Source organism: Plantactinospora alkalitolerans, assembly GCF_015690345.1.
GTDB classification, from domain to species: domain Bacteria; phylum Actinomycetota; class Actinomycetes; order Mycobacteriales; family Micromonosporaceae; genus Plantactinospora; species Plantactinospora alkalitolerans.
Genome location: NZ_JADPUN010000080.1, coordinates 1 through 24,545, shown reverse-complemented (window position 1 = coordinate 24,545; position 24,545 = coordinate 1). Strand labels below are relative to the sequence as shown.

24 protein-coding genes and 2 pseudogenes are annotated in these 24,545 nt (G+C 69.9%); 20 read left to right on the top strand and 6 right to left on the bottom strand.

What is annotated here, in order from left to right; genetic code table 11:
• The 5 genes and pseudogenes from I0C86_RS06230 to I0C86_RS06210 form a co-directional block, all read left to right on the top strand.
• Positions 1-324 (top strand): annotated as a pseudogene (locus tag I0C86_RS06230) (NrfD/PsrC family molybdoenzyme membrane anchor subunit); the annotation flags it as partial.
• A 45-nt stretch (positions 325-369) separates the two neighbouring features.
• Complete coding sequence (locus tag I0C86_RS06225) at positions 370-1,659, top strand: L-lactate MFS transporter (RefSeq protein WP_196200236.1); 1,290 nt, start codon at positions 370-372, stop codon at positions 1,657-1,659.
• A 552-nt stretch (positions 1,660-2,211) separates the two neighbouring features.
• The gene (mmsA, locus tag I0C86_RS06220) at positions 2,212-3,759 is read left to right on the top strand and encodes a multiple monosaccharide ABC transporter ATP-binding protein (protein WP_196200235.1); all 1,548 of its coding nucleotides are present in this window, start codon (positions 2,212-2,214) and stop codon (positions 3,757-3,759) included.
• Positions 3,756-5,054, top strand: a complete 1,299-nt coding sequence (mmsB, locus tag I0C86_RS06215) for a multiple monosaccharide ABC transporter permease (RefSeq protein WP_196200234.1) — start codon at positions 3,756-3,758, stop codon at positions 5,052-5,054. Before mmsA ends, mmsB begins: the two co-directional genes overlap by 4 nt.
• 65 nt (positions 5,055-5,119) lie before the next feature.
• Positions 5,120-6,220: a substrate-binding domain-containing protein gene (locus I0C86_RS06210; RefSeq protein WP_196200233.1), complete on the top strand. Its 1,101-nt coding sequence runs from the start codon at positions 5,120-5,122 to the stop codon at positions 6,218-6,220.
• Between the two features lie 75 nt (positions 6,221-6,295).
• Here I0C86_RS06210 and selD read toward each other — a convergent pair whose 3' ends face one another.
• Positions 6,296-7,312 (bottom strand): selenide, water dikinase SelD, encoded by a 1,017-nt coding sequence (gene selD / locus I0C86_RS06205; protein WP_196200232.1) that lies wholly within the window; start codon positions 7,310-7,312, stop codon positions 6,296-6,298.
• A 166-nt stretch (positions 7,313-7,478) separates the two neighbouring features.
• Between selD and selA the strand changes: the two genes are divergently transcribed.
• From selA to I0C86_RS06190, 3 genes are read left to right on the top strand one after another with little or no spacing between them, the layout of a single operon-like run.
• Positions 7,479-8,828, top strand: a complete 1,350-nt coding sequence (selA, locus tag I0C86_RS06200) for an L-seryl-tRNA(Sec) selenium transferase (protein WP_196200238.1) — start codon at positions 7,479-7,481, stop codon at positions 8,826-8,828.
• A gap of 3 nt (positions 8,829-8,831) precedes the next feature.
• Complete coding sequence (gene selB, locus I0C86_RS06195; protein ID WP_196200231.1) at positions 8,832-10,604, top strand: selenocysteine-specific translation elongation factor; 1,773 nt, start codon at positions 8,832-8,834, stop codon at positions 10,602-10,604.
• A 43-nt stretch (positions 10,605-10,647) separates the two neighbouring features.
• Positions 10,648-11,247, top strand: a complete 600-nt coding sequence (locus tag I0C86_RS06190) for a hypothetical protein (RefSeq protein ID WP_196200230.1) — start codon at positions 10,648-10,650, stop codon at positions 11,245-11,247.
• Positions 11,248-11,337: 90 nt separating this feature from the next.
• Here I0C86_RS06190 and I0C86_RS06185 read toward each other — a convergent pair whose 3' ends face one another.
• On the bottom strand, positions 11,338-11,844 hold the full coding sequence (locus tag I0C86_RS06185) for a GNAT family N-acetyltransferase (RefSeq protein ID WP_196200229.1): 507 nt from the start codon (positions 11,842-11,844) through the stop codon (positions 11,338-11,340).
• 344 nt (positions 11,845-12,188) lie between these two features.
• Between I0C86_RS06185 and I0C86_RS06180 the strand changes: the two genes are divergently transcribed.
• Positions 12,189-12,656, top strand: a complete 468-nt coding sequence (locus tag I0C86_RS06180) for a GNAT family N-acetyltransferase (protein ID WP_230393648.1) — start codon at positions 12,189-12,191, stop codon at positions 12,654-12,656.
• Between the two features lie 121 nt (positions 12,657-12,777).
• On the opposite strand, the gene I0C86_RS06175 is transcribed toward I0C86_RS06180, so the two are convergent.
• Complete coding sequence (locus I0C86_RS06175) at positions 12,778-14,160, bottom strand: phenylacetate--CoA ligase family protein (RefSeq protein WP_196200228.1); 1,383 nt, start codon at positions 14,158-14,160, stop codon at positions 12,778-12,780.
• A gap of 278 nt (positions 14,161-14,438) precedes the next feature.
• Between I0C86_RS06175 and I0C86_RS06170 the strand changes: the two genes are divergently transcribed.
• The 7 genes from I0C86_RS06170 to I0C86_RS06140 all read left to right on the top strand — a co-directional run bounded on the left by I0C86_RS06170 (position 14,439) and on the right by I0C86_RS06140 (position 19,293).
• Positions 14,439-14,858: a hypothetical protein gene (locus tag I0C86_RS06170; protein ID WP_196200227.1), complete on the top strand. Its 420-nt coding sequence runs from the start codon at positions 14,439-14,441 to the stop codon at positions 14,856-14,858.
• A gap of 2 nt (positions 14,859-14,860) precedes the next feature.
• Positions 14,861-15,085, top strand: coding sequence for a helix-turn-helix transcriptional regulator (locus tag I0C86_RS06165; RefSeq protein WP_196200226.1), 225 nt, complete (start codon positions 14,861-14,863; stop codon positions 15,083-15,085).
• Positions 15,086-15,205: 120 nt separating this feature from the next.
• Entirely contained in the window at positions 15,206-15,916 is a 711-nt protein-coding gene (locus I0C86_RS06160) for a DUF4386 domain-containing protein (RefSeq protein ID WP_196200225.1), read from the top strand.
• 194 nt (positions 15,917-16,110) lie between these two features.
• Positions 16,111-16,584: a WXG100 family type VII secretion target gene (locus I0C86_RS06155; RefSeq protein ID WP_196200224.1), complete on the top strand. Its 474-nt coding sequence runs from the start codon at positions 16,111-16,113 to the stop codon at positions 16,582-16,584.
• Positions 16,585-17,439, top strand: coding sequence for a hypothetical protein (locus I0C86_RS06150; RefSeq protein WP_196200223.1), 855 nt, complete (start codon positions 16,585-16,587; stop codon positions 17,437-17,439). It begins immediately after the preceding gene.
• A complete protein-coding gene (locus tag I0C86_RS06145) occupies positions 17,432-18,829 on the top strand; it encodes an alpha/beta fold hydrolase (RefSeq protein WP_196200222.1) in 1,398 nt (465 codons plus the stop codon). The genes I0C86_RS06150 and I0C86_RS06145 overlap by 8 nt, the downstream gene beginning before the upstream one ends.
• An 80-nt stretch (positions 18,830-18,909) precedes the next feature.
• Positions 18,910-19,293 (top strand): hypothetical protein, encoded by a 384-nt coding sequence (locus tag I0C86_RS06140; RefSeq protein ID WP_196200221.1) that lies wholly within the window; start codon positions 18,910-18,912, stop codon positions 19,291-19,293.
• Positions 19,294-19,308: 15 nt separating this feature from the next.
• Here the strand turns inward: I0C86_RS06140 and I0C86_RS06135 are convergent, their stop codons facing one another.
• Entirely contained in the window at positions 19,309-20,541 is a 1,233-nt protein-coding gene (locus I0C86_RS06135) for a helix-turn-helix domain-containing protein (protein WP_196200220.1), read from the bottom strand.
• Complete coding sequence (locus I0C86_RS06130) at positions 20,538-20,687, bottom strand: hypothetical protein (protein WP_196200239.1); 150 nt, start codon at positions 20,685-20,687, stop codon at positions 20,538-20,540. The genes I0C86_RS06135 and I0C86_RS06130 overlap by 4 nt, the downstream gene beginning before the upstream one ends.
• 277 nt (positions 20,688-20,964) lie before the next feature.
• Between I0C86_RS06130 and I0C86_RS06125 the strand changes: the two genes are divergently transcribed.
• The 4 genes and pseudogenes from I0C86_RS06125 (at position 20,965) to I0C86_RS06115 (ending at position 23,257) form a co-directional block, all read left to right on the top strand.
• Positions 20,965-21,813: a helix-turn-helix domain-containing protein gene (locus I0C86_RS06125; RefSeq protein ID WP_196200219.1), complete on the top strand. Its 849-nt coding sequence runs from the start codon at positions 20,965-20,967 to the stop codon at positions 21,811-21,813.
• Entirely contained in the window at positions 21,803-21,973 is a 171-nt protein-coding gene (locus I0C86_RS06120) for a DUF397 domain-containing protein (protein ID WP_196200218.1), read from the top strand. The genes I0C86_RS06125 and I0C86_RS06120 overlap by 11 nt, the downstream gene beginning before the upstream one ends.
• Positions 21,974-22,041: 68 nt before the next feature.
• Positions 22,042-22,149 (top strand): annotated as a pseudogene (locus I0C86_RS45370) (IS5-like element IS4811 family transposase); the annotation flags it as partial.
• A 31-nt stretch (positions 22,150-22,180) separates the two neighbouring features.
• Positions 22,181-23,257 carry an epoxide hydrolase family protein gene (locus I0C86_RS06115; protein ID WP_196200217.1) on the top strand — a complete coding sequence of 359 codons (1,077 nt, stop codon included), beginning with the start codon at positions 22,181-22,183 and terminating at the stop codon, positions 23,255-23,257.
• 124 nt (positions 23,258-23,381) lie between these two features.
• Here I0C86_RS06115 and I0C86_RS06110 read toward each other — a convergent pair.
• Positions 23,382-24,545 (bottom strand): outer membrane protein assembly factor BamB family protein (locus I0C86_RS06110; RefSeq protein WP_196200216.1); only part of this gene is annotated, 1,164 nt, incomplete at its 5' end.

Sequence of the window (24,545 nt, the reverse complement as noted above, 5' to 3'; positions counted from 1 at the left end):
GCCGTGGCCGGCGCCGTGATCGAGACGCTCGCCGAGCGCCGGATCGCCCGGATGGGGCTGACCGGTGAGCCGTACCGGGTCGGCCGGTCCGCCCGGTTGATCCGGGCCGGACAGCTGCTGCTCGCCGCCGGTACGGCCGGGGCGCTGCTCGGCCGGCGCAGCCGGGCGCTGTCCGCGATCTCCGGAGCGGCCCTGTTGACGTCCTCGGTGCTGACCCGGTTCGGGGTCTTCTCCGCCGGGGTGGCGTCCGCCAGGGACCCGAAGTACACGGTGCTGCCGCAGCGGGAGCGGCGAAAGAAACGGGGGGCCGGCGCCGGCCCGTAACCGCGGGCGGGTGCCGTTCCATGAGCCGAGACGGGGGTCACGCTCATGGCAGGAGCAGGCAGGATCGGTCAGGGGGAGCGGAGGCCGACGGCGGGCCGGTGGGGCCTGGTGGTGGCCGCCGTGCTGGTGCAGTTGGCCCTGGGTGCGGTGTACGCCTGGAGCGTCTTCAACAAGCCGCTCCAGGAGGCGTTCGGGTGGAGCAAGGCCGAGGCGGTGCTGCCGTTCGAGGTGGCGATCGGCACGATCTTCATCGGCAGCCTCATCGGGGGCCGGGTGCAGGACCGTCGCGGTCCCCGACCCGTTGCGCTCGGTGGCGGGGTGCTGTACGCGGTGGGCAACATCCTCGCCTCGCTGGTCTCCGACAGCGACCAGCTCTGGCTGCTGGTGCTCACCTACGGGGTGCTCGGCGGGATCGGGCTCGGGGCGGTGTACATCACTCCGATCGCCATGCTCACCAAGTGGTTCCCGGACCGCCGTGGCCTGATCACCGGGATCGCGGTGGCCGGCTTCGGGTTCGGTGCCGTGATCACCGCCCCGGTGGCGAAGACCCTGCTGAACAACACCACCGACAAGCCCGACGTCTTCCTGCCGCTGGGCCTGGCGTACCTGGTAGCGGTGCTGCTCGGTGCGTCGTTCTTCCGTAATCCGCCGCCGGGGTACCAGGTGCCCGGATTCGTGCCGGTGACGACCGGGCGGGCTCCGGCGGGGACCCGGGTCTACACCCTCGCCGAGGCGTTGCGGACCCCGCAGTGGTACCTGCTCACCGGCATCCTGGCGCTCAACGTGACCTGCGGGATCGCCTTCATCTCCCAGGCCGCCGACGCCGCGCAGGCGATCGCCGGGGTGAGTTCGGCCACTGCGGCGAGCATGGTCGCCGTACTCGGACTGTTCAACGGTGCCGGCCGGCTCTGCTGGGCCTGGCTCTCCGACCAGACCGGCCGGATGGTGGCGTTCGGCGGGATGCTCGCGTTGCAGGCGGTCTGTTTCTTCATCCTGCCGCACGCGGCCGGGTTCGCCCTGTTCGCCGTCCTCGCCGCGTTGATCTACCTGGCCTACGGCGGCGGCTTCGGCACGATGCCAGCGACCGCGGCCGACTATTTCGGCACCCCGCACGCCGGTGCGGTCTACGGCGCGATGATCGTGGCGTGGAGCATCGGGGGCGTGGTCGGGCCGCTGCTTACCGCGACGTTGTTCGAGGTCAGCGGAAATTCGTACACCCTGCCGTTTACCGTACTCGCGGTGATCGCCCTGGTGGCGCTGGTGCTGCCGCCGATCACCCGGCTGCCGTCGAGGCCCGGTGCGGCACGGCCGGACGACGAGGTGACCGGCCCCTGACCGCCGAACCTCGGCGGGCGCCGACGGCTCCGTTCCGGGTCCGGGACGGAGCCGTCGGACGGGCCGGCGGAACAGCCCGGGCGGGCCGGTCGATCATCCTCTGACGTGCCGGGATAGCCTGTGGCCGGCCGCTCGTCCGCTGGCGGGGCGGTGCGGCGGCCGCACGGAGCGGGAAGCCGCATCCGGTGCGGTCGGGGGCGACTGCCGCCGTTTTGGCGCGTCTCGCCCGGATGCCCCTTTTTCGCCCAGATCTGGCCTGGAACGTCCGCGCGGTCGTAGCCGAGTGTGAGCTGGCTCGCGCCAGAGGGGCATGTCAAGGTTTAGTCACGAAATCTTGCGAAACTTCCTCGTATTACAATAAGTTCCCCCAGGCAACAAACGGATGTCACCTGGTGACGACAGCCCGGAGGCAACAATGATGTTGATGACGCGGCGCGGCCGACCCCGGCCGGACGCGCGTGGTTCCCTCTGGCGCCCCGACGACGGGCGGGTCGCGGCTACCGCGGCCCCGACCGGCTTCGCCGTCCGCGCCCGGACCGGGGAGCGTCCGCGATGAGCGACGCTCCGGTCCTTCTGGAGATGCGCTCGATCACCAAGGAGTTTCCGGGGGTCAAGGCGCTCTCCGACGTCAACCTGAGGGTTCGCCGTGGGGAGATCCACGCGATCTGCGGCGAAAACGGGGCCGGCAAGTCGACCCTGATGAAGGTGCTCAGCGGGGTCTACCCGCACGGCACCTACTTCGGTGACATCGTCTACCAGGGTGCCGAGTCGCGGTTCTCCGACATCCGGGCCAGCGAGCAGGCCGGCATCGTGATCATCCACCAGGAACTCGCCCTGGTGCCCGGGATGTCCATCACCGAGAACATCTTCCTGGGCAACGAGCCACGCCGGTACGGCGCGATCGACTGGAAGGCCGCCCACCGGCAGGCGCTGGAGCTGATGGCCCGGGTGGGTCTGCGGGAGGACCCGGACACGCTGATCAAGGACATCGGCGTGGGCAAGCAGCAGCTCGTAGAGATCGCGAAGGCCTTCGCGAAGGACGTCAAGCTGCTCATTCTCGACGAGCCCACCGCGGCGCTGAACGAGGACGACTCCCAGCACCTGCTGGACCTGCTCCGCGGGTTCAAGGAGCGGGGCATCACCTCGATCATGATCTCGCACAAGCTCAACGAGATCGCCCAGGTCGCCGACGCGATCACCATCCTGCGGGACGGTCACACCATCGAGACCCTCGACGTCAAGGCGCAGGGGGTCGACGAGGACCGGATCGTCCGCGGCATGGTCGGCCGCGAGCTGCACAGCCGGTTCCCCGACCACACGCCGAAGATCGGCGAGGTCTTCTTCGAGGTCCGCGACTGGACCGTCCGGCACCCGATCTCGACCGACCGGATGGTGGTCAAGGGCTCCAACTTCACGGTGCGCCGTGGGGAGATCGTCGGGTTCGCCGGGCTGATGGGCGCCGGTCGTACCGAGCTGGCGATGAGCGTCTTCGGCCGGTCGTACGGCGTCTACCAGTCCGGACGGATCTTCAAGGACGGCCGGGAGATCGTGCTGAGGTCCGTGTCGGATGCCATCGCCAACGGACTCGCGTACGTCAGCGAGGACCGCAAGTCGCTCGGGCTCAACCTGCTCGACGACATCAAGACCTCGGTGGTGGCCGCCAAGCTGTCCAAGGTGGCGACCCACGGCGTGCTCGACCAGGTCCGCGAGTACCGGGCGGCCGAGCAGTACCGGACCAGCCTGCGGGTCAAGGCGCCGACGGTCGACGAGGGGGTCACCAAGCTCTCGGGTGGCAACCAGCAGAAGGTCGTGCTGGCGAAGTGGATGTTCACCGACCCGGACCTGCTGATCCTCGACGAACCCACCCGGGGCATCGACGTGGGCGCCAAGTACGAGATCTACAACATCATCCAGCAGCTCGCCGACCAGGGTAAGGGCGTCATCGTGATCTCCTCGGAACTGCCCGAGCTGATCGGCCTGTGCGACCGCATCTACACGGTGTTCGAGGGAACCATCACCGGCGACATCGAGCGGCGGGACGCCGACCCGGAACTCCTCATGAAGCAGATGACCTCAGCGAAGAAGGCGCAGACGCCGTGAGCAAGATCAAGGACCTCCAGAAGTCCCTGTTCGCGGGGACGACATCCAACGCTCGACAGTTCGGGATGATCTTCGCGCTGGTGGCGATCGTCCTGCTGTTCCAGATCCTCACCAACGGCCTGACGCTCAACTCGGGCAACCTCATCTCGCTGGTGAGCCAGTACTCCTACATCCTCATCCTGGCGATCGGGATGCTGATGGTGATCGTCGCCGGTCACATCGACCTGTCGGTCGGCTCGATCGCCGCGTTCGTCGGCATCGTGGTCGCCCGGGTCATGCAGGACTGGAACGTGCCGTGGTTCGTGGCCATCCTGATCGGCCTCGGCGTCGGCGCCCTGATCGGCGCCTGGCAGGGCTTCTGGGTGGCGTACGTCGGCGTGCCGGCGTTCATCGTGACCCTGGCCGGGATGATGCTGTTCCGGGGCGGCAACCAGTTCATCGGCAACGCCGACACCATTCCGGTGCCCCAGGGATTCAAGGTCATCGGCGCCGGCTTCCTGCCGGAGGTCGGACCGGACACCGGGTACAACAACCTCACCCTGCTGCTCGGCCTGCTGGTCTGCGTGGCCGTGGTGGTCCGGGAGTGGAAGGCGCGCAAGACCCGCCGCGAGATGGACGCCGACGTGGCGCCGATGTGGATCTCGCTGATCCGGGTGGCCGTGCCGATCGCGGTGGTGCTGTACGCCACCCTGCGGTTCGCCGGTGGCCGGGTCGGTACCAGCTTCCCGATCTCCGGCATCATCCTCGGCGTACTCGTCGTGATCTACGCGTTCATCACCCGCAACACCGCCGGCGGTCGGCACATCTACGCCGTCGGTGGCAACGCCCGGGCGGCGGAACTCTCCGGCGTCAAGCTCAAGCGGGTCAACTTCCTCGTGATCATGAACATGTCGATCCTTGCGGCCCTGGCCGGCATGATCTTCGTCGCCCGCTCCGCCGCCTCCGGCCCGCAGGACGGACTCGGCTGGGAACTCGACGCCATCGCCGCGGTCTTCATCGGCGGCGCCGCCGTCTCCGGCGGCCTCGGCACGGTCAGCGGCTCCATCGTCGGCGGCCTGGTGATGGCCGTGCTCAACAACGGTCTCCAGCTGATGGGCGTCGGCTCGGACCGGGTTCAGATCATCAAGGGACTGGTCCTGCTGCTGGCCGTCGCGTTCGACGTCTACAACAAGAACCGGGGGCGCTTCTCGATCATCGGATCGGTGAGCCGCCCATTCCGCCGGGAGGCACCCGCCGTACCGGCGCCAAGGGTCGAGACGGGCCAAGAGCCCGCCAAGACCCCGGTGGCCCGCTGACGGCCACCGCCGACGGGGCGGAAAACCTCCGCCTCGCCTCACCTCCAAGAAGGGCACGTGCACAAATGCGCAAATTTCTCGCCAGGGGTGTGGCGGTCGGCGCCATCGCCCTGCTGGCACTGACGGCCTGCTCCGAGCGGTCCGACGGTGACGGAGCCGGCTCGACCGGGTCCGAGAAGGGCTTCGCCGCGAACTCGCTGATCGGCGTGGCGCTGCCGGCAAAGACCTCCGAGAACTGGGTCCTCGCTGGTGACCTCTTCACCAACGGGCTCAAGGAAGCCGGCTTCCAGTCCAACGTGCAGTACGCCGCGGCCACCAGCACCGTCGCCGACCAGCAGGCCCAGATCTCGGCAATGGTCACCAAGGGTGCCAAGGTCATCGTCATCGGCGCGACCGACGCCGCGCAGCTGACCACCCAGGTCGAGGCCGCCAAGCAGGCCGGCGCGTACGTCATCGCGTACGACCGGCTGATCAAGAACACCAAGGACCTCGACTACTACGTCGCCTACGACAACTTCAAGGTCGGCCAGCTCCAGGGCGAGGCGCTGCTGAAGGGCATGAAGGCGAAGAAGGCGAGCGGCCCGTACACCATCGAGCTGTTCTCCGGATCGTCGGACGACAACAACTCGGCGGTCTTCTTCGACGGCGCGATGGACGTGCTGAAGCCGGAGATCGACAAGGGCACCGTGGTGATCGGCTCGGGCCAGAAGGACATCAAGCAGACCGCCACCGACGGCTGGAAGGCCGAGAACGCCCAGCGGCGGATGGACTCCCTGCTGACCTCGACCTACAGCAGCAAGACGCTGGACGGGGTGCTCTCGCCCAACGACACGCTGGCCCGCGCCATCATCACCTCGGTGAAGGGTGCCGGCAAGGCCGTCCCGGTCGTGACCGGGCAGGACTCCGAGGTCGAGTCGGTCAAGTCGATCGTCGCCGGTGAGCAGTACTCGACGATCAACAAGGACACCCGGAACCTGGTCAAGGAGACCATCGGGATGATCAAGGAGCTGCAGGCCGGTAACGAGCCCAAGGTCAACGACACCGAGTCCTACAACAACGGGTCGAAGGTCGTCCCGTCGTACCTGCTGGAGCCGGTCATCGTGACCAAGGCGAACGTCGTCGAGGCGTACGCCAACGACCCGAAGCTGGCCCCGCTCACCAAGTAGTAGCAGCGGCCAGGTCGGCTTCGCGCCGTACCAGATCGGGCCCCCGGGATCCTGCGATCCCGGGGGCCCGCCGCGTCAACGGCCGGTCACCACGAGGGTCACCCCGGCATCCCGGGCCGGCAGCAACTCGCCGATCACCGGATGGCCGGGCAGCTCACCGGCGATCAGCAGGCCACCGGACGTCTGCGCGTCGGCGAGCAGCAGCAGCTCGTCCTCGGACACCCCGGAGACCTCCGCGTGCGGACGGACCCAGTCCAGGTTCCGCCGCGTCCCACCGCTGACGAAACCGGCGGCCAGCGCCGCCCGGGCACCGTCCAGATACGGTACGGCCGCCGCGTCGACCCGGGCGGTCAGCCCGGACGCCCGGGCCAGCTTGTGCAGGTGGCCGAGCAGTCCGAACCCGGTCACGTCGGTGGCGCACCGCACCCCGGCCGCCACCGCGGCGACGGACGCCTCCCGATTCAGCTCGGTCATCGCCGCCACCGCCTGCGGGAACGTCTCGCCGGTCTGCTTGTGCCGGCTGTTCAGCACCCCGATGCCGAGCGGCTTGGTCAGGGTCAGCGGCAGCCCGGCCCGGCCCGCGTCGTTGCGCATCAGCCGCTCCGGGTCGGCGATCCCGGTGACCGCCATGCCGTACTTCGGCTCCGGATCGTCCACGCTGTGCCCGCCCGCCACGTGACAGGCCGCCTCCCGGCCCACGTCCAGACCGCCGCGCAGCACCTCCGCAGCCAACGTCAACGGCAGCACCTCACGGGGCCAGGCGAGCAGGTTGACCGCGACCACCGGGGTGCCGCCCATCGCGTACACGTCGGACAGGGCGTTGGCGGCGGCGATCCGCCCCCAGTCGTACGGGTCGTCGACGACGGGGGTGAAGAAGTCGGCGGTCGCCACCACCGCCGTACCCGACTCCAGCCGTACCACCGCCGCGTCGTCGCCGTCGTCGAGCCCGACGAGCAGTTCACCGGGGCCGGCCGGCGCGGTGGTGCCGACCAGACCGGCCACCACCTGCTCCAGCTCGCCGGGCGGGATCTTGCACGCGCACCCGCCGCCGTGCGCGTACTGGGTGAGTCGGTACCGTTCCCTGGTCGTCACCGCACCACCATCGCATCCCGGTACGCCCCGAGCACAGCCGTCGGACGTCGTCCCTTCGCTTGTGGACACGGTCGCGCGGCGGGCGTGGGCGGGACTTCCCCGTACGACCGGAGATCAGGTGTGGTTAAGTGCCGGTAGAGGGAACAGGTACGAGAACGGGGTGGAGATGAACGGGGCGGTCGACCCCCGGCGGCGCGTGCCGCGCACCGACACGCTGCTCGCCGACCCTCGGCTGGCCGCCGCCGAGGCCATACTCGGGCGGGCCCGGGTCAAGGTCCTGGTCAGCAATGCCCAGGACCGGGCCAGGCGCGGCGAGATCCTCCCGGAGGACGTCCTCGCCGTCGCCCTGGCGGCGCTGCCGGAGACCGCCGCCGGCCTGAGACCGGTGCTCAACGCCACCGGGGTGGTGCTGCACACCAACCTCGGGCGGGCACCGCTGTCCGGCGCGGCGATCAGCGCCGTGGTGGCGGCGGCCGGGCACACCGACGTCGAACTCGACCTCCGGACCGGGCGGCGGGCCCGACGCGGCCGGACCGCGATGGCCGCACTCGCCGAGGCGGTGCCGGCGGCCGGCGCGGTGCACGTGGTCAACAACGGTGCCGCCGCCCTCGCCCTCGCCGCGACCGCGATCACCGCTCCCGGCACCGGTGCCGATGGCGGTGGAGGTGGCGGTCGGGAGATCGTGGTGAGCCGGGGCGAACTGGTCGAGATCGGTGACGGATTCCGGCTACCGGACCTGCTGGCCAGCACCGGCGCCCGGCTCCGCGAGGTCGGCACCACCAACCGCAGCACGCTGGTCGACTACGCGGCGGCGATCGGGCCGCAGACCGCCTTCGTACTCAAGGTGCATCCGTCCAACTTCGTCGTCCGGGGATTCACCGCCGCCGTACCGGTCGAGGAACTGGCCACCCTCGGCGTACCGGTGGTGGTGGACATCGGCTCCGGGCTGCTGGCACCGGACCCGCTGCTGCCCCACGAGCCGGACGCCGCCTCGGCGCTGCGGGCCGGCGCGACACTTGTCACCGCGAGCGGTGACAAACTGCTCGGCGGGCCCCAGGCGGGGCTGCTGCTCGGCGACGCGGACCTCGTCGAGCGACTGCGCCGGCATCCACTGGCCCGCGCGCTCCGGGTCGACAAGCTGACCCTGGCCGCCCTGGAGGCGACCCTGTCCGGTCCGGAGACCCCGACCTGGCGGGCCCTGCGGGCCACCCCCGGGGCGCTGCGGATTCGCACCGAACGGCTGCGCGACCACCTCGCGGCCGCCGGACTGAAGACCGAGGTGCTCGCCGCCGACGCCGTCGTCGGTGGCGGAGGCGCACCCGAGGTCACGCTGGAATCGTGGGCGCTCACCCTTCCCGAGGAGTACGCCGAGCCGCTGCGCCACGGTGACCCGCCGATTCTCGGCCGCCTCGAACGCGGCCGGCTCCTCCTCGACCTGCGCTGCGTACCCGCCGAACACGACGAGGCGGTACGGGCCGCCGTCCTGCGGGTGCCCCGACCCTGGCAGGAGGACTGAGCCGTGCAGGTCGTCGCGACCGCCGGCCACGTCGACCACGGCAAGTCCACGCTCGTCCGGGCGCTGACCGGGATGGAACCGGACCGCTGGGCCGAGGAACGACGCCGGGGCATGACCATCGACCTCGGCTTCGCCTGGACCACACTGCCGTCCGGGGCGGTCGTGGCGTTCGTCGACGTACCCGGACACGAACGCTTCGTACCCAACATGCTGGCCGGAGTCGGCCCCGCCCCCGCCGCGCTGTTCGTGGTCGCCGCCGACGAGGGCTGGATGCCGCAGTCCGCCGAGCACCTCGCCGCGCTGGACGCCCTCGGCGTCCGGCACGGCCTGCTGGTGGTGACCCGGTCCGACCTGGCCGACCCGGCCGCCGCCACCGAACTCGCCCGGGCGGAGATCGCGGCCAGCTCGCTGGGGTCGGTGGAGGCCGTCGCGGTCAGCGCGGTCACCGGCGCCGGCCTGCCCGAACTGCGGACCGCGCTGGACCGGCTCGCCGGCCGGCTGCCGGTACCAGAGCCGGAGCTGCCGGTCCGACTCTGGGTCGATCGGGCGTTCAGCATCCGGGGCAGCGGCACGGTGGTCACCGGCACCCTGGGCGCTGGAACCCTGCGGACCGGCGACGAGTTGGAACTGACCAGCGTCGGTGCCCGGGTCCGGATCCGGGGCCTCCAGTCGCTCGGCGAGCCGGCGGGGCAGGTGGCCGGGGTGGCCCGGGTCGCGGTCAACCTGCGCGGGGTGACCCGGGAGCAGGTCGGGCGGGGCGACGCGCTGCTCACCCCCGGGCGGTTCCAACAGACGGACCTCGTGGACGTCCGCCTCGCCGGCGACCCGGTGAGCGAACTGCCGGCGGAGGTCACCCTGCACGTCGGCTCGGCCGCGGTGACCGCCCGGGTACGTCCGCTCGGCGTCGACACCGCCCGGCTACGGCTGGACCGGCCGCTGCCGCTGCACATCGGCGACCGGGCGTTGCTCCGTGATCCCGGCCGGCGGCACGTGGCCGGCGGGGTGACCGTGCTCGACGTCGTACCGCCCGCACTGGATCGGCGGGGTGCGGCGACGGCCCGGGCCGCCGTACTGGCCGGGTTGGACGGCCGGCCCGACGAGCGCGTCGAGCTGGCCCGGCGGGGGCTGATCCGGCGCGGTGCACTGGAGCGGATGGGAGTCGCCGCCCGGAGCGCGCCGGTGGCGGGAGACTGGCACGCCGACCCGACCCACTGGCTCGACCTGCGGCGGCGGCTGGTCGAGCAGGTGACCCGGTGGCTGGAGGCGCATCCGCTGGAGTCGGGGATCCCGGTCGACACCCTGCGCCGGCTGCTCGACCTGCCCGACCGGACGCTGGTCGAGGCGCTGGTCACCGCACCGCTGGTCGCCGTCAACGGACGGATCGGCCAGGGCGGGACGACCGCTGCCCTGCCGGAGCAGGTCGCCCGAGCCGTCCGACGGGTGGGGGAGGAGTTGGCCGAGCGGCCGTTCGTCGCCCCGGAGGCGGCCCGGCTCGCCGAGATCGGGCTCGGCCACCGGGAGATCGGCGCCGCCGTACGGGCCGGTGCGCTGCTCCGGCTGGCCGACAACGTCGTACTGCTGCCGGACGCCGTCGACCAGGCGGTACGGGTACTCGCCGGGCTGCCGCAGCCGTTCACCCTCAGCTCCGCCCGGCAGGCGCTCGGTACGACCCGCCGGGTCGCGGTGCCGCTGCTGGAGTTGCTGGACCGTCGCGGCGCCACCCGACGGCTGCCGGACGACGCCCGGATCGTCCTGATCGGACCGGCGGACTTCTGATCCCTCGGTCGTCGGTGCGGGTCCCTGGCGGCGCGCCACGGAGATGGACGACTGGCAGGATGCCCAAATGGCGAACACCCAACCGATTACCTATGTGCGGATAGCCGAAGTCCTCACCGACCTCGGAATGATCACCGAGGAGAAGGCCCGCAGTGTCCTGGACCAGGCCGCCGCGTACGCGGCCGAGCCGATCAAGCGACACTTCGAGGTCGCCAGTGCTCTCGTATCCTTCGACGTGGCCGTCTCCATCCACACCGATGACGTCGACTTCGCCGACGAGCACTACGAATGGCTCCTGAACGAGGCAGCGGCCCTGACCGGCGGCAAGATCACCGTCACCAGTTACCGCTTCGAGAAGGACGACCCGGACGACGAGGACTGCGGCCTGGGGACGATGCACTTCGAATGCAACGGCAGGCCGCTCTCCTTCGACGTCGAGCAGGAGTCGAACGACTACCTTGACATGGCGGCGGCGCGACAGGCCATCGAAGCGCTCAGCCTCCCCGATGACCCCCGGGAATTCCGCCGGGTCGAGCGGAAAGCGTCGGAATTCCACGACGACGTCATGGTCCTGGCCACAACCGAGCAGCGCGAAGGTCTCCGCCAACAGCTGGGCATCACCTTCGAATATCCCCTGTGCTGACCCCGGCGTTTCGTCACGCCCGGCCTGAAGGCACCTTCCGCGTCTCCCGCATCCGGACCTCAGCGATTCCAACCCGGTACCACGAAGCGCTCACCACCAGTTTGTCAGCACGACGACGTCGCCGTGGCGCAGCTCCGGACGCTCAACGAGCCCAACTTTCCGCGCGACCGCGAGGGATGCGGCGTTGTACTCTCTGGCACGGGCCGCGACCGGGAGACGTGGACTCAGTCTCTCGGCGACTGCGAGCGCCTCCCGCGCCAGTTCGGTGGCGTATCCCTTGCCCCAGGCCTGTGGTGCGAAGCGATAGTAGAGATTCCAGCATGGGCGACTGTCGATGACAGCGGGGCGGATGCCACCGATGCCGACCTCGCTGCCCGCGTGCTCGGCCAACCAGTAACCGATGCCGTGTTCGCGCCACATCTCATCCCACGCCCGCAACTCGTCGATGACAACTGCGGCGGCTGGAGGACCGCCCGGACGATGCCGGTTGGTGGAGGGATCTGTCTCGATCCCGAGCACCGCATTCAGATCGTCGCTGGTCGGTCGACGAAGATGCAGGTGGGCCGTGTCCCGTGCCGCGAGCCCGAGATCGTCCACCCGGCGATGGTACGGCGACTCCTCGGCGCGGATCCCGAGACGTCAAGGGTTCCTGATGCCGGTCCGCTGGTATCACGGCACCTTCGCCATCGAGGGCCGACGGGTCCGGATCCCGTACCCCACCGCGTACCAGGGTGGCAGGCGGATCGGTTGGCCAGCGGTGGCCCGCCCGCCACCTGGTGGGGAGTCGCTCGCCCGACACGGCGAGGATCCACCACACTCGCCACACCCACCGGAAACCCGGCGAACGGAAGTGGACACCGCACTAGCCTCGAATCGTGGACAACGCTCCAGCACCGGCCCACGGCGTGATGAGGCCGTCGTTGACGAGCCGGCGACTGGACTTGGTCGCCTTCGTGTCCGACGACGTTGAGGAACTCCACGAGATCTTCAGCGACCCACAGACCCACACCATCGGCGGGGGACCGTTCCGCGATATCCAACAGACCCGAGCGTGGATCACGCGTCGACTGATCAGCCACCGTGACCTGGGTCTTTGCTGGTACGCACTGCGGGAGCGGTCAACCCAGCGGCTGGTCGGCAACTGCGGAGTCTTCGCCGGACGCACCGGGATCACCGAGCCCGAAATCGGCTACGAGATCCGCTACGACAGCCAACGACGCGGCTACGCCACCGAGGCCGCCACAGCAGTGATCTCAGAGTGCGCGCGAGCCGGTCTGCGCCGCGTCTGGGCCACAGTCAGACCCGCCAACACCGCCTCTCTACACGTGCTGAACCGGACCGGCATGATTCTGGACCACCATGACGAGGACGAGAAGGGCACTCTGCTCTATCTATCGCGCGTTCCGTGACACGCTCCTGAAAGGCCGTGCTCCCGCCGCAGAACCGGTGGCGGCGATCCAGCTGGGTCGTCGGCTCCTCTGTTCGGTCCCTCGCCGGAACTTACACATCGACACGCCCCCGGGCCCGGCCTCATCGCTGTGTGCGGGGCAGCTCGGAGAAAACCGTACGGAATTTGCCGCCCGCGGTGCGCTGCGGCGGCTGTGCCTCGCGGTCCACCCGCACGTCGGCGAGGCCATGGTTGTCGAGCAGGCCGCGCAACGCCTGTTGGACCTGCTCCCAGGCCGTGTCGGCGCCGTCCTCGGTGATCAGCCGCACCGCGAGGCGCCGTGGGTCGGTTTGCACGATCTGGAACATACGGACGCCGACGGTGCCGTCGACGAGTGTGCCGAGCGCGAGCGGCGGCAGGTCGACCGTCCGGCCGTCCGGGCCTGGGAAGGAGATCACCTCGGACGTGCGGCCCTGCACCCGGACCGCCGGCAGCGGATTGCCGCACGGGCACGGGCCCGGACGTATCGTGACGCTGTCGCCGAGGTCGTAGCGGATGATCGGCTGTACCCGGTTGGCCAGGTTGGTGAGCAGCACCGTGCGCGACGCCTTCCCTGGCGGCACCGCGCGGAATCCCTCGTCGACCGGCTCCAGGATCGCCCAGTCGGCGTTGACGTGCAGCCAGTCGTGCTCGCAGCCGTGCGCCAGTCCCATGAACTCCGAGCAGGCGTACTGGTCGCGGACCTTGGCCTGGAAGCTCTCCCGGATGCCGGCGCGTTCCTCCGGCGACAGACCCTCCGCAGACGTGATCACCAGGACCGGGCGGATGCCGAGCCGGCCGGCGCGCTGCTCGCGGGCCAGCAGCGACACGGCGGTGGCGTACCCGTTGAGGATGGTCGGGCCGAAGGCGCCGACGCCGCGCACCAGCTCGTCCAGCGAAGTGTGTACGGAGAAGACGCGAATGCTGCGTTTGCGGATCGGGCGTTCCCGGATGAGGCGCTGGGCGGTGGAGTATCCGGCGAAGTGGCCGCCGACCGCCCAGATCGCGGCCACCTTGTTGCCCCGCCGCAGCATCGACAGGTAGTCGCGCCCGGAGAGCCACGAGCCGCCGGCCCGGGCCACGGTGATCGCCGACAGCACGGTGTACGTCCGGTCGTCCTGCACGAAGACGCCGCGGTGGCCGCTGGTGCCCGATGTGGTGACCACCTGGTAGCGATCCCGGTAGAGCGTGCCGATCCGGTTGGTGTCGGCGACGAACGTGCGCACCTCGTCCAGCGACACGGCGCGGTCGGTGGCCCAGTCGTCGTACCGGCTCATCAGCTCGGCCTTGGTGGTGACCGGCAGCGACGTCACGTCGTCGATGCGATCGGGCAGGTCGCGGTAGAGCTCCCGGTAGTACGGCGAGCCGGACCGGGCCCGCGCCAGCAGGTCGGCGAGGCGGGCGCGTTGCCATTCGGCGACGAGCCCCTGCCCGCCACGACGGACCCGGCGCAGATCCCAGGCGACGGACATCAGGCCCTCGGCCATGGTCGCTCCTCACTGACCGGCGGCACGTCCGTCCGGCGGCGGTTGCTGTCGGCCCAGGCGTCGAAGAGTTTAGCCGTGGCATTGCAGCGTTGCGGACGCGTGGATCCGCAACCTGTCCTGTCCCAGTTGACCGACCCCCGCCATCCTGCCGGTCGGTCCTGATCGTCGGGCGCCGCGTGCGACTTGTGCACCAGTCGGGTCGAGTCAAAGATTGTTGACACCATGTCAGGACTGCTTTACCTTCGAGATGTCAAGTTTTCTGTACATGGGGAGCGGAGATGTCCTCCGAGGAGAAGCGCACCTGGATTTCCGCCCTGGTCGGCGTCGTCGTCCCGATCGCCTACCTGGCGACAGTCCTGTCCAAAGTGCCGGGTACGGACGTGGCGAGCATCGCCTACGTGGAGCCGATGCTCATCTCGATCGGCGTCGGGATCGGCGCGGCCATCGTCCTGGCCATCGTGTCCGCGATGGCCTGGCCCAAGGATGCGGACAGGACCGACGAGCGCGATCGGGAGATCAACCGGCGGGGTGAGTACGTCGGGTTCTACGTCATGAGCATCGCCGCGATCGCGCCGCTGGCCCTGGCGATGGCGAAGGCTGAGCACTTCTGGATCGCTCACGCGCTCTACCTGGCGTTCGTCCTCGCCGCGCTGGTCTCGTCGGTGGTGAAGATCGTCGCGTACCGGCAGGGCTGGTAGCGATGGGCAAGCCGACCAGGGTCACCAACTCGATCCGGGCGCTGCGCTTCGCACACGGGGAGATGACCCAGGCGGAGCTGGCCGACCGCATCGGGGTGACCCGCCAGACCATCATCGCGATCGAACAGGGGCGGTACTCGCCGTCATTGGAGGTGGCCTTCCAGATCGCGCGGATATTCCGGGTGCCACTCGACGACGTCTTCGGATACCCCGACACCGACGAGTAGACCCCGCAACGTGACACGGCACGCGAGGCAACCGCCTCGCGGCCCGGTTCCGCGTACCCGAACTCAAGGAGCGATCATGCACGCCCCTCAACGGCTCGCCCGGATCGAGAGGAAGCCAGGATGCACACGCTGACCCGTACCGCCCGGATGACCGGGCTGTTCTACCTCGGAAACGCCATCACCGGCGTACTCGGGTTCCTTGTTGTCCGCCCGCAGCTCTTCGTGGCAGGCGACCCCGATGCGACGCTGGCCAACCTGGTTACGCACGACTCGCTCGCCCGCGCCGGCGTCGCCCTGGAACTGGGCATGGTCGTCACCCAGACCCTCGCCGCCGTCTGGTTCCACCGCCTGTTCCGCACCGTGGACTCCGTTGCCGCGAGCGGGATCGCCGCCTTCGGCCTGGTCAACGCGATCGTCGGCCTCGTGAGCGCGGCACTGCTGGCCACGGCGGTCGAGGTATCGGTCGACCCGGTCGGCGACGTGGCGGCCAACGTCCAGGTTCTCTACCTGGTCAGCGACAGCCTGTGGGGCATCGGAGCACTGTTCTTCGGCCTGTGGCTCGTCCCCATGGGCTGGTGCGTACTGCGATCGGGCTGGATGCCCCGCGTCCTGGGCTGGATCCTCGTCGGTGGCGGGGCCGGGTACGTGCTCAGCGCGTTCATCAGATACCTCGCTCCAGACGCACAGGTCGTCGCCGAGGCACTCGCCTATCCCGCGTCCGTGGGTGAGCTCTGGATGGTCAGCTACCTGCTCGTCCGCGGCGTGCGCCGGCAGGCACCGGATGAAGCGCCGCTGCCAATCGTTCATACACCGACGCCGGTGGCGAACTGAGGCGCTGCTCTGATCCGCCTGTCAGTAGCCCGAAGCAGATGTCGCCTCGGAGCGGTTCGAATCCGAGGATGTGATTTGTGGGTGTTGACCCGATGGGACACCCTGGATCCGGCGTGTTGACGGGTGACGATGGATCGGACGCTCTGCACGTCTGACGACTGTTCCGTTGCGGTCCTGGCTTGGAGGGATGGCGCGTGTCTCGGATGTACGGGGATCCGGACGAGCTGGATCGGCTGGCGGTCCGGCTGCGGCAGCGGGCCGCCGAGGTCCGGGAGCAGGCCGCCGACCATCAGCGGCGAGGACAGGCGGCGCGGTGGGTGTCGGTGTCGGCGCAGGCGTACCGCGACCAGGTGGGACGGGACCGGGCGAGGGCGGACCGGATCGCGGACGAGTTGGACGCGGTGGCGGACGCGACGGTGGCGCACGCGCAGGAGGTACGCGAGACGATCGCGCTGATCGCCCGGATCGAGGAACAGGTCACGGACTGGTTCGCCGGGGCCGTGGAGCGGCTGAAGGACCTGGCGCCGCTGGTCGGCGGGCCACTGCTGAAGGCCGCGGTGGAGGCACCGTGGGCGCACTGGCCGGTCCAACCCGGCAACCTGCCGGCTCCCGGGGACCGGCGCTGGCTGGAGATCGGTGACTTCATGCGGGGCAGGGGAGTGCTCTAGGTGGGCGTCGACAGTGGCGGTCTGCCCGCTCGCCGGCTGGTGTTGACCGCTCCGCAGTGGACGTTTCTGGTACACCGTACGGGGCTGACTCCGCCGCCCGGGTTCGCCGTACTGGACGAGCCGGAGCCGGATGTCCTGCGCGCCGCCGGGCAGGAGTTGGCCGCCCGGGGTGTGGTGACCGTCGACGACGACCCGGCGGAGTGTCGGCCGGTGGCGGCGGTACTGGCGAACCTCGCCACCTTCGTGGCCGCCCGGGTCGTGCTGCGGATGGAGGTGTCGGTCGAGGGGCGGTCGGCACGGGCGGTGTTGGCGGTGGCCGGGCCGGCGGGCGCGGCGCTGGTCGCGTTGCCCGAGGGCGCGGTCGAATTGTCGATGTTCGAGGCGGTGGCGCTCGGGCGCGAGCTGGTCCGGGTCGTACCGGCGGTCCGGGATCTGACCGGAGCGGCGAGAGGGCTCGGTCAGGCGCTCGGCGGTGGCAGCAACTCGGGGGTGTCGGGACGGCTGCCGCTGGCGGCCCTGGCGGAGTACACCCGCTCCGGCGACCTGGCGGGGACGGTCGGACGTGCCGAGGCGGTGGCGGCGTTGGGGTTGACAGCGGCACAGGTACGGCTGGTCGAGCAGGTGCAGGCGCGTACGACGGGGGTGCTGCGGGTGGTGGTGAGTGGCCGCAGCAGCGCCGGGCTGGGCGTGGGACAGGTGGTCTGGCTGGCCAGCGAGGACACTTGGCTCGGGTTGCGCCCGGAGCCGGATGGCTCGGGCCGGCGGATGGTGGCGGTACGGCCGGTGGCCCGGGAGGAGATCGGGGTGTGGCTGGCCCCGTATCTGGGACAGCTCGTGGAGGACGGCGATGGTTGACCCGGAGTTCCAGGTCAGCGGCGGTGCCGGCGGGACCGGCGCCCGCTACGAGGACATCGGTCTGCTGGCCCGGCACAGCGACGACCTGGCCGGGGAGCTGGGAGCAATCAGTGTGCAGGGGCACGACATGCTGGCCGATCCGGACCTGGTGGCCTCGGCGCTGCTCAACCCCGACGGGTTCGCGAGGATCGAGGCTGGCCTGCTCCGGGCGTTGGACGGCCCGGAGGGGCTGACCGCGCTGTCGTTGGGGTTCGAGCAGCGGGCGATCGCGCTGCGGACCGTCGTCGCGTCCTATCGGGCCGTCGACGAGGAGCGGGCCCGGACGATGGAAACCCTGCGCTGGGCTCTCGGCTACGGGCTCGGCACCGGGATCAAGGCTGCGGCCGCCGGTCCGCTGATGCTGCTCCCGTTCGTGCCGCCGCTGACCGCCGCCGGGCTGCTCTTCGGGGACGACATCGATCTGGAACAACTGGTCACCGACCATCCGGGGATCATCGACACCCTCGTCGGCATGGGACCAGGCCTGATCAGCAGCCTGCCGGGCGCCCCGATGGTCGGCGACGTGCCGGGCGCGGCGGACCTGCTCGGCGAGTTCTACGACGACGGCACCTACTCGGTCACCGCACCCGAGATGAATGTGTTCGGGACTAATACTGACGACTCGGACGTCTCGATGACCAAGCCGCCGCAGGGCTTCGGCGACCTGATCGACGGACTTGACTACCGCAATGAGGCGGTCAACGCCGGCGAGCCGGATCAGATCGACGTGCGGGTGATCACCCATCCGGACGGCAGTCGGGCGTACGTCGTCGACCTCCCTGGCACGAAGGAGATGAACATGCCGTGGAGCGCCGACAGCCCGTTCCTCAACGACATGGGCACCAACGTGCACGTCCTCGGCGGCGACACCACCTCCCGGCAGCACGCGATCGCCGAGGCGCTTCGGATGGCCGGGGCGACCGCCGACGACCCGGTGATGCTGGTCGGGCACAGCCAGGGCGGGATGGTCGCCGCCCAGGCTGCCCAGGACACCGCCACCGGGGCCTTTCCATACAACGTCACCCACGTCGTCACCGCCGGCTCCCCGATCGGGAACACCGACGTACCGGCCGGCGTGCAGGTGCTGGCGCTGGAAAACGCGCGCGACATCGTGCCGCATCTCGATGCCACCGACAACCCCGACCGGTCCAACGTCACCACGGTCACGTTCGACGACCAGAACGGCACCATCGGCGACAATCACGGAACCCGCTCGGCGTACCTGCCCGCCGCGCAAGCCCTGGACCGCAGTACGGATCCGTCCGTGCAGGCGTACCGGGACAGCGCGGGGGCGTTTCTGAACGGCGACGCGGTCGAGTCGAAGGTCTATGAGTTGAACAGGGTGCACTGATGCGAGGCGACGTGGAGGCTTCGTTCTGGCGGGCAACGAACAGTCGGCTGATCCGGGTAGGGCGAACAGTCGGGTTGGCGATGACCGCGATCGTCGCTGTCGCTTCCTGCTCCGGGCTGGGGGACTCCCCGGAGGAACGGGCAGAGTCAGGCGTGATCACCGCCGAGATTCAGGAGGCACTGGCCCAGCGGCCAGAGGTGGTCAGAGTCGAGGTCGGGTACCAGAACAACATAAGCAACTCCGCGAGCGCCTCTGTCACCGCGACGCTGAAGGCCGGAGCCGACTTCGATCCGTTCCTCGACGAGGCCGTCCGCCTGGTCTGGTTGAGCAAACTCGACCCACTCGGCTCGATCAGAGCCTCGGCAATCGACGCCGAAGACATACACCGCGGCACCACCCGTCACCTGAACCCTGACGACAAGGCAGAACTCGAGCGCAAGTACGGGCCGCGACCGCCGGGATAGTCGCGAGGTCTGCGGTCACGGTCGGGTCAGGCCGATGGTGGTGGCGAGGCGGGTGACGTCGGCGGAGGTGGGGCCGGCGCGTAGTACGGCGGTCAGTGCGGCGCGGGCGGTGGGGCGAGTTCGGGTCTCGGCTGGGGCGATGCGGTCGGCGATGACCAGGGCGCGGCCGGCGGCCGGTGGATCACCGACATCGAGGTGGGCGCGGACGATGTCAATTAGGTGAGCCGCCCGGTGTTCGGCGGGGAGTCTGCACCAGGCGCCGCTGGCGGTGGCGTGCTGGTGGGTGGTGATGGCCTGGTGGCTATCGCCGAGTTCGGTGGCGATCAGTGCTCGGGCGAGGTCGACGGTGGTCGGCCCGAATCCGATGTCGCCGCTGTCGGCGCGGGGGTGGTCGCCGTGGGCGGTGGCGAGCCGGGCGGCGCGGTTGGCGAGATCGCGTGCGGCGGTGGCGTCGGCGCAGGTGGCGGCGGCGATCGCGGCTTCGGTCAGCAGAGTCCCGGCCAGGGCTAGGTCGTTCGCTGAGGAGGCGCGGGACGGTGCCGGGAGGAGGCGGTGGGCGGCGGTGATGGTGGCCGCCATCGCGAGCCGACCTCGGTCCTGGGCGCGTAGCGCCTGTGCGAGGGGGATGGCGGCGACGGCGGTGCGTCGGGGGTCGCCAGCGGTGGCGGCCATCGCCCGGTCGGCGGCGAGCCAGGCCAGTTCCGCCGCGCCGAATTTGACCAGCACCTGGGCGGCGAGCCGGTAGACCCGTACCAGCAGGTCAGCGGTGTGTCCGGTCCCGGCTGCCGCCTCGACGTGCCGGGCGTCGGCGAGCAGGTCAGGCAGCAGGCGCATCACCTGTGGATGGTGGGCGTGCCGGTATGCCGCCCACGCGTTCCGTACCCGCCGGTCGAGTTCCGCCGCCGATGGCGGTGGCTGGTGTTCGTCGGCGCCGGAGCCGGCAGCGTCGTAGCAGGCAAGTGCCGCGCGTACCCGCTCGATGGCGGCGGCGACCCCGGTGGTCGGTGGACGAATGGACACGCGGGGGAGCAGCACTTCCGGGTCGACGCCGAGGACCTCAGCGACGGCCTCGATGACCGAGAGCCGATCGAGGGTACGCACACCACGCTCGACCTTGTCGACCCAGCTCTTCGACCCGCCGAGCCGGTCGGCGAAGACCTGCTGCGTCATCCCGAGTCTGGCCCGCAACTGCGCCACCTGGCGCCCGATCGGCAGCTCGGCGGCGTCGGGCCGGTCCCGTGTGGTCATCGGGCCTCCGCCCGGTGAATGGCCTCGGTGGACTCGCCGCAGCGCGGACACCACCGTGACTTGAGCTTGAACGCGAAGAGTCCGAGTACGAATCCCGGCACCAGGCCGCCGAGCGCGATCATTGAGATCCGGAGAACCACGAGCACTCTCACCTTCTGGCGAGGCCGGAGGCCGGGGCATTGCCGCGCCCCGACCCCGGCCGTTCCACCTTCCCGAGGAAGGTTCTGGAGGTGTTTCGCCTGCGACGTGTCCAGAGAGGTCGACGCGTCGCCGCAGTCGCACACGCTGCGGAGGTCGTCCGTGGTGCGCTGTTGTCAGAGTTGCGCATCAAATGATGTGGTGCAAGACAATGCGCAAGATCAATGTAGAAAACGCATGTGTTCTGAGGCAGACGAGCGGTCGGGATTAGTGCAGAATCACGGCATGCCTCGATTCACGCCCGCGACACCGCGCTCCCGCCGGCTCGGCCGGGAGCTGCGCAAACTCCGTGAAGCCAAGGGACTGACCGGCGAGGAGACGGCGAAACTGGTCCGCTGCTCGTCGTCACGGATTAGCCGGATCGAAACCGGAGAGATCAAACCGCGTGCCGGCGACGTGATGGAGTTGCTGGTCGCGTATGGCATCAGGATCGACGAGGAACCCGGCACCTCGCTGCTGGAGCAGGCACGCGAGTTGCGCGAGGACGGGTGGTGGCAGCGGCTCGGTGGCAAGTACGCGACCTACATCGCCTACGAGACCGAGGCCGTCGAACTCAAGAACTTCGAGCCGATGTTGGTGCCCGGCCTGTTGCAGACCGAGCGCTACGCCCGCGAAGTCAACATCATCGGCCGGGAGACCGACCAGGACACCATCAACCAGCGGGTCGCCGCCCGGATGACCCGACAGGAGGTCTTGCGCCGGGAGCCCACACCGCTGCGGATGCACGCCATCCTCGCCGAGGCGTCCTTGCGGACGGAGGTCGGCGGCCAGGATGTCCTGCGCGAGCAGTTCGACCATCTGGTCGCGCTGAGCCGGCTGTCCAACGTCACGATCCAGGTCCTGCGGTTCGAGGCCGGTGCCCACCTGGCGATCAGCAGCGGCTTTGCCCTGCTTACCTTCGAGCAGGACGATCCACCGCTGGGCTACATCGAGACGCTGGCCGGCGAACTGTTCCTCGAATCCAGCCGTGATCTGGCGCGACTGTCGGCGGCGTACGACAATCTGAAGACGTTGGCGCGGTCGCCGGCCGAGTCCGCCAAGTTCATCAAGGAGCTGAGCAAGCATGGTCCGTAACGCTTGGCGCAAGTCGAGCCGCTCCGGCAACAACGGCCAGTGCGTCGAGGTGCGCGACCGAGGCGCACAGGTCGACGTACGCGACTCCAAGGCCCCCACCGCCGGAATGCTGAGCTTCGACCCTGCCGCTTGGACCGCCTTCATCAACAGATGTAAGTGAGTTTTTGAGAAGCGGTGCGTTGGACTCGCTCTGCGGCCGATGATCGTGGATGGCTCGTTGCCCTCGGCATGCCCCGCACGCGTCGGTACCCCTCCGACCTGACCGCCCCCCAGTGGCGTCGTCACATCGCCGGCCTGCTCCCACCATCGTGCCCGGGTGGCCAGCCGGAGAAGCACTCCCGCCGGGCGGTCGTCGACGCCATTCTCAATGTCATGCGTACTGGCTGCTCCTGGCGGCGCCCAGGACCGAGACGGCGCCGGCGATGCGTACGGGATGAGCATCGACCGGGTGCGAGCTCTCGCCGAGAGGTGGCGGGACGGGTTCGACTGGCGGGCCGTGGAGGCCCGGCTGAACGCCCATCCGCAGTTCGTCACCGAGATCGACGGCGAGCAGATTCACTTCCTGCACGTCCGATCGCCCCGGGCGGACGCCACCCCGCTGGTGCTCACCCACGGCTGGCCCGGCTCGGTACTGGAGTACCTGGACGTGATCGCCCCGCTGACCGAGCCGACGGACCCGGACGCGCCGGCCTTCCACGTGGTCGTCCCGTCGCTGCCGGGCTTCGGGTTCTCCGGCCCGACCCGCAGCGCCGGCTGGAACCGGTACCGCACGGCCCGCGCCTGGGCCGAGCTGATGAACCGACTGGGGTACGAGAGCTACGGAGCGGTCGGCAACGACGCGGGCTCGATGATCGCGCCGGAACTGGGCCGGATCGACCCGACGCGGGTGATCGGCGTACACGTCACCCAGCTCTTCTCGTTCCCGTCGGGCGACCCGGCCGAGTTCGCCGGGCTCTCCGAGGCGGACCAGGCGGCGCTGGGGCACCTCCAGTGGTTCTACGAGAACAAGTTCTCCTTCAACCAGGTGCACAGCCAGCAGCCGCAGACCCTCGCGTTCGCGCTGACCGACTCACCGGTCGGGCTGCTGGCCTGGAACGCGCAGCTGTTCGACGAGAGCCTGGATGCCGACTTCGTCCTGGCCAACGTGGCGCTGTACTGGTTCACCGGCACCGCCGCCTCGGCGATCCGGTTCTACTGGGAGGACGCGCACGTCGGCCAGGCGCCGGCCGACCCGACCACCGTGCCGACCGCGCTCGCCATGTTTCCCGGCGACTTCCAGTCCATCCGTCGCTTCGCGGAGCGGGACCACTCGAACATCGTCCGCTGGACGGCGTACGAGACGGTCGTCGAGGGGCGGGGCGACGTCGGCGGTCACTACGCCGCCCACCAGGCGACCGACGTGCTGGTCGCCGACATCCAGGAGTTCTTCGCCAGCCTCCGCTGACCACCACGTACACACCGGTGCCCGCCCTGCTCTCCGCCGGGGCGGGGACCGCCGACTCCGACACTCGAGGAGTTGGGAGCTTTGAGCCCGGCAACCTGTCGGATCTGATCCGCCGCGTACGCGATCAGCGCAGGCGGCGGATGTCGCCGTAGGCCCGGTAGAAGCCGCCCCGGCTCGCCTCGCGTAGCTCGGTGACCAGATAGCGGGCGTGCGGCTCGCGGATACCCTTCGGGAACTGCACCAGCCAGTCCTGCCGGTAGCCGGGCGAGGCGACCCGGACCCGCAGCCGCCCGCCCTCGTCGATGCACTCGACGACGATTCCCGAGCCAACGTCGCTGGTCACCTCCAGAGTGGCGGTGGCGGCCACCGCCGGCATCCGAGGTGGCGCCTTCACGTCCACCACCTCCGGCACGGTGCCCTGCTGGGCCGCGTGGATCGCCGCCTCGCTGGCGTCGATGCAGGCGAGTGTGCCGGCAGTGGTCACCACGTAGAGGCGCTCGTCGTGGTACTGCATCGAGTAGGCGGAGCCGCAGCCGGTGTTGAGCTTCCAGAGCCGTGTGCCGGCCGCGTCGAAGCAGTAGATGGAGGAGCGGTTGTCGCCGGCGAAGACGTACCCGCCGCCCTCGGCGGTGGCGCAGGAGTAGACCGGGGCGTCGCAGCGGTAGATCTGCTCCGACCGGCCGTCCTTCGTTAGCCGTACGACCTGGAGGGTGCTGGTGCCCGCGTAGAGCGCGTCGTGCTCCTGCCACCCGAACAGCACCGAGCCGGTGGCCCGGTGCCAGACCTCCTGACCGGTACGCCAGTCATAGCTGGTCACCCCACGCGAGTGGCCGTGGTGTACGGCGTGGTGGTCGCAGCGCACCATCCAGCCGGACGAGCCCCGCCCGTGCCGGCGCCAGAGGAACTCGTCCTCGTGGTCGATCGCGGCTATGCCCCCGCCCGAGTCGGAGACGCCGAGCACGCCGTCGTGGATGTCCAGCCAGTAGATGTCGATGTCCGGAGCGATCTGGTAGGCCACCCGGGGCACCTTGCCGGACAGGTCGTAGACGTTGCCGTCGTCGCAGCCCGCGTAGAGCCAGTCGTCGTCCGCGACGATGCATTTCACGCCGTCCGGCAACCGGAACTGCTGGATCACCTGGGCGTCGTGGGTCAGCGTGGTGATGACCCCGTTCTCGTTGCCGACCATGGCCCGGTCGCCGTCGACGAAGATTCCGTACGCGGGAGAACCGCTGTCGTAGCGCCAGAGCACGGGGGCGGTGTGCGTGGGGGCGATGTACCGGGCCCGGGC

Excerpts from the sequence above, each read along its gene's own strand:
- I0C86_RS06140 (WP_196200221.1), top strand. The coding sequence starts at position 18,910 with ATGACCGCGATCGTCGCTGTCGCTTCCTGCTCCGGGCTGGGGGACTCC.
- I0C86_RS06115 (WP_196200217.1), top strand. The coding sequence starts at position 22,181 with ATGTCATGCGTACTGGCTGCTCCTGGCGGCGCCCAGGACCGAGACGGC.
- I0C86_RS06170 (WP_196200227.1), top strand. The coding sequence starts at position 14,439 with ATGTCCTCCGAGGAGAAGCGCACCTGGATTTCCGCCCTGGTCGGCGTC.
- I0C86_RS06135 (WP_196200220.1), bottom strand. The coding sequence starts at position 20,541 with ATGACCACACGGGACCGGCCCGACGCCGCCGAGCTGCCGATCGGGCGC.
- I0C86_RS06225 (WP_196200236.1), top strand. The coding sequence starts at position 370 with ATGGCAGGAGCAGGCAGGATCGGTCAGGGGGAGCGGAGGCCGACGGCG.
- I0C86_RS06145 (WP_196200222.1), top strand. The coding sequence starts at position 17,432 with ATGGTTGACCCGGAGTTCCAGGTCAGCGGCGGTGCCGGCGGGACCGGC.
- I0C86_RS06165 (WP_196200226.1), top strand. The coding sequence starts at position 14,861 with ATGGGCAAGCCGACCAGGGTCACCAACTCGATCCGGGCGCTGCGCTTC.
- I0C86_RS06160 (WP_196200225.1), top strand. The coding sequence starts at position 15,206 with ATGCACACGCTGACCCGTACCGCCCGGATGACCGGGCTGTTCTACCTC.
- I0C86_RS06190 (WP_196200230.1), top strand. The coding sequence starts at position 10,648 with ATGGACGACTGGCAGGATGCCCAAATGGCGAACACCCAACCGATTACC.
- mmsA (WP_196200235.1), top strand. The coding sequence starts at position 2,212 with ATGAGCGACGCTCCGGTCCTTCTGGAGATGCGCTCGATCACCAAGGAG.
- I0C86_RS06175 (WP_196200228.1), bottom strand. The coding sequence starts at position 14,160 with ATGGCCGAGGGCCTGATGTCCGTCGCCTGGGATCTGCGCCGGGTCCGT.
- I0C86_RS06210 (WP_196200233.1), top strand. The coding sequence starts at position 5,120 with ATGCGCAAATTTCTCGCCAGGGGTGTGGCGGTCGGCGCCATCGCCCTG.
- selA (WP_196200238.1), top strand. The coding sequence starts at position 7,479 with ATGAACGGGGCGGTCGACCCCCGGCGGCGCGTGCCGCGCACCGACACG.
- I0C86_RS06125 (WP_196200219.1), top strand. The coding sequence starts at position 20,965 with ATGCCTCGATTCACGCCCGCGACACCGCGCTCCCGCCGGCTCGGCCGG.
- I0C86_RS06120 (WP_196200218.1), top strand. The coding sequence starts at position 21,803 with ATGGTCCGTAACGCTTGGCGCAAGTCGAGCCGCTCCGGCAACAACGGC.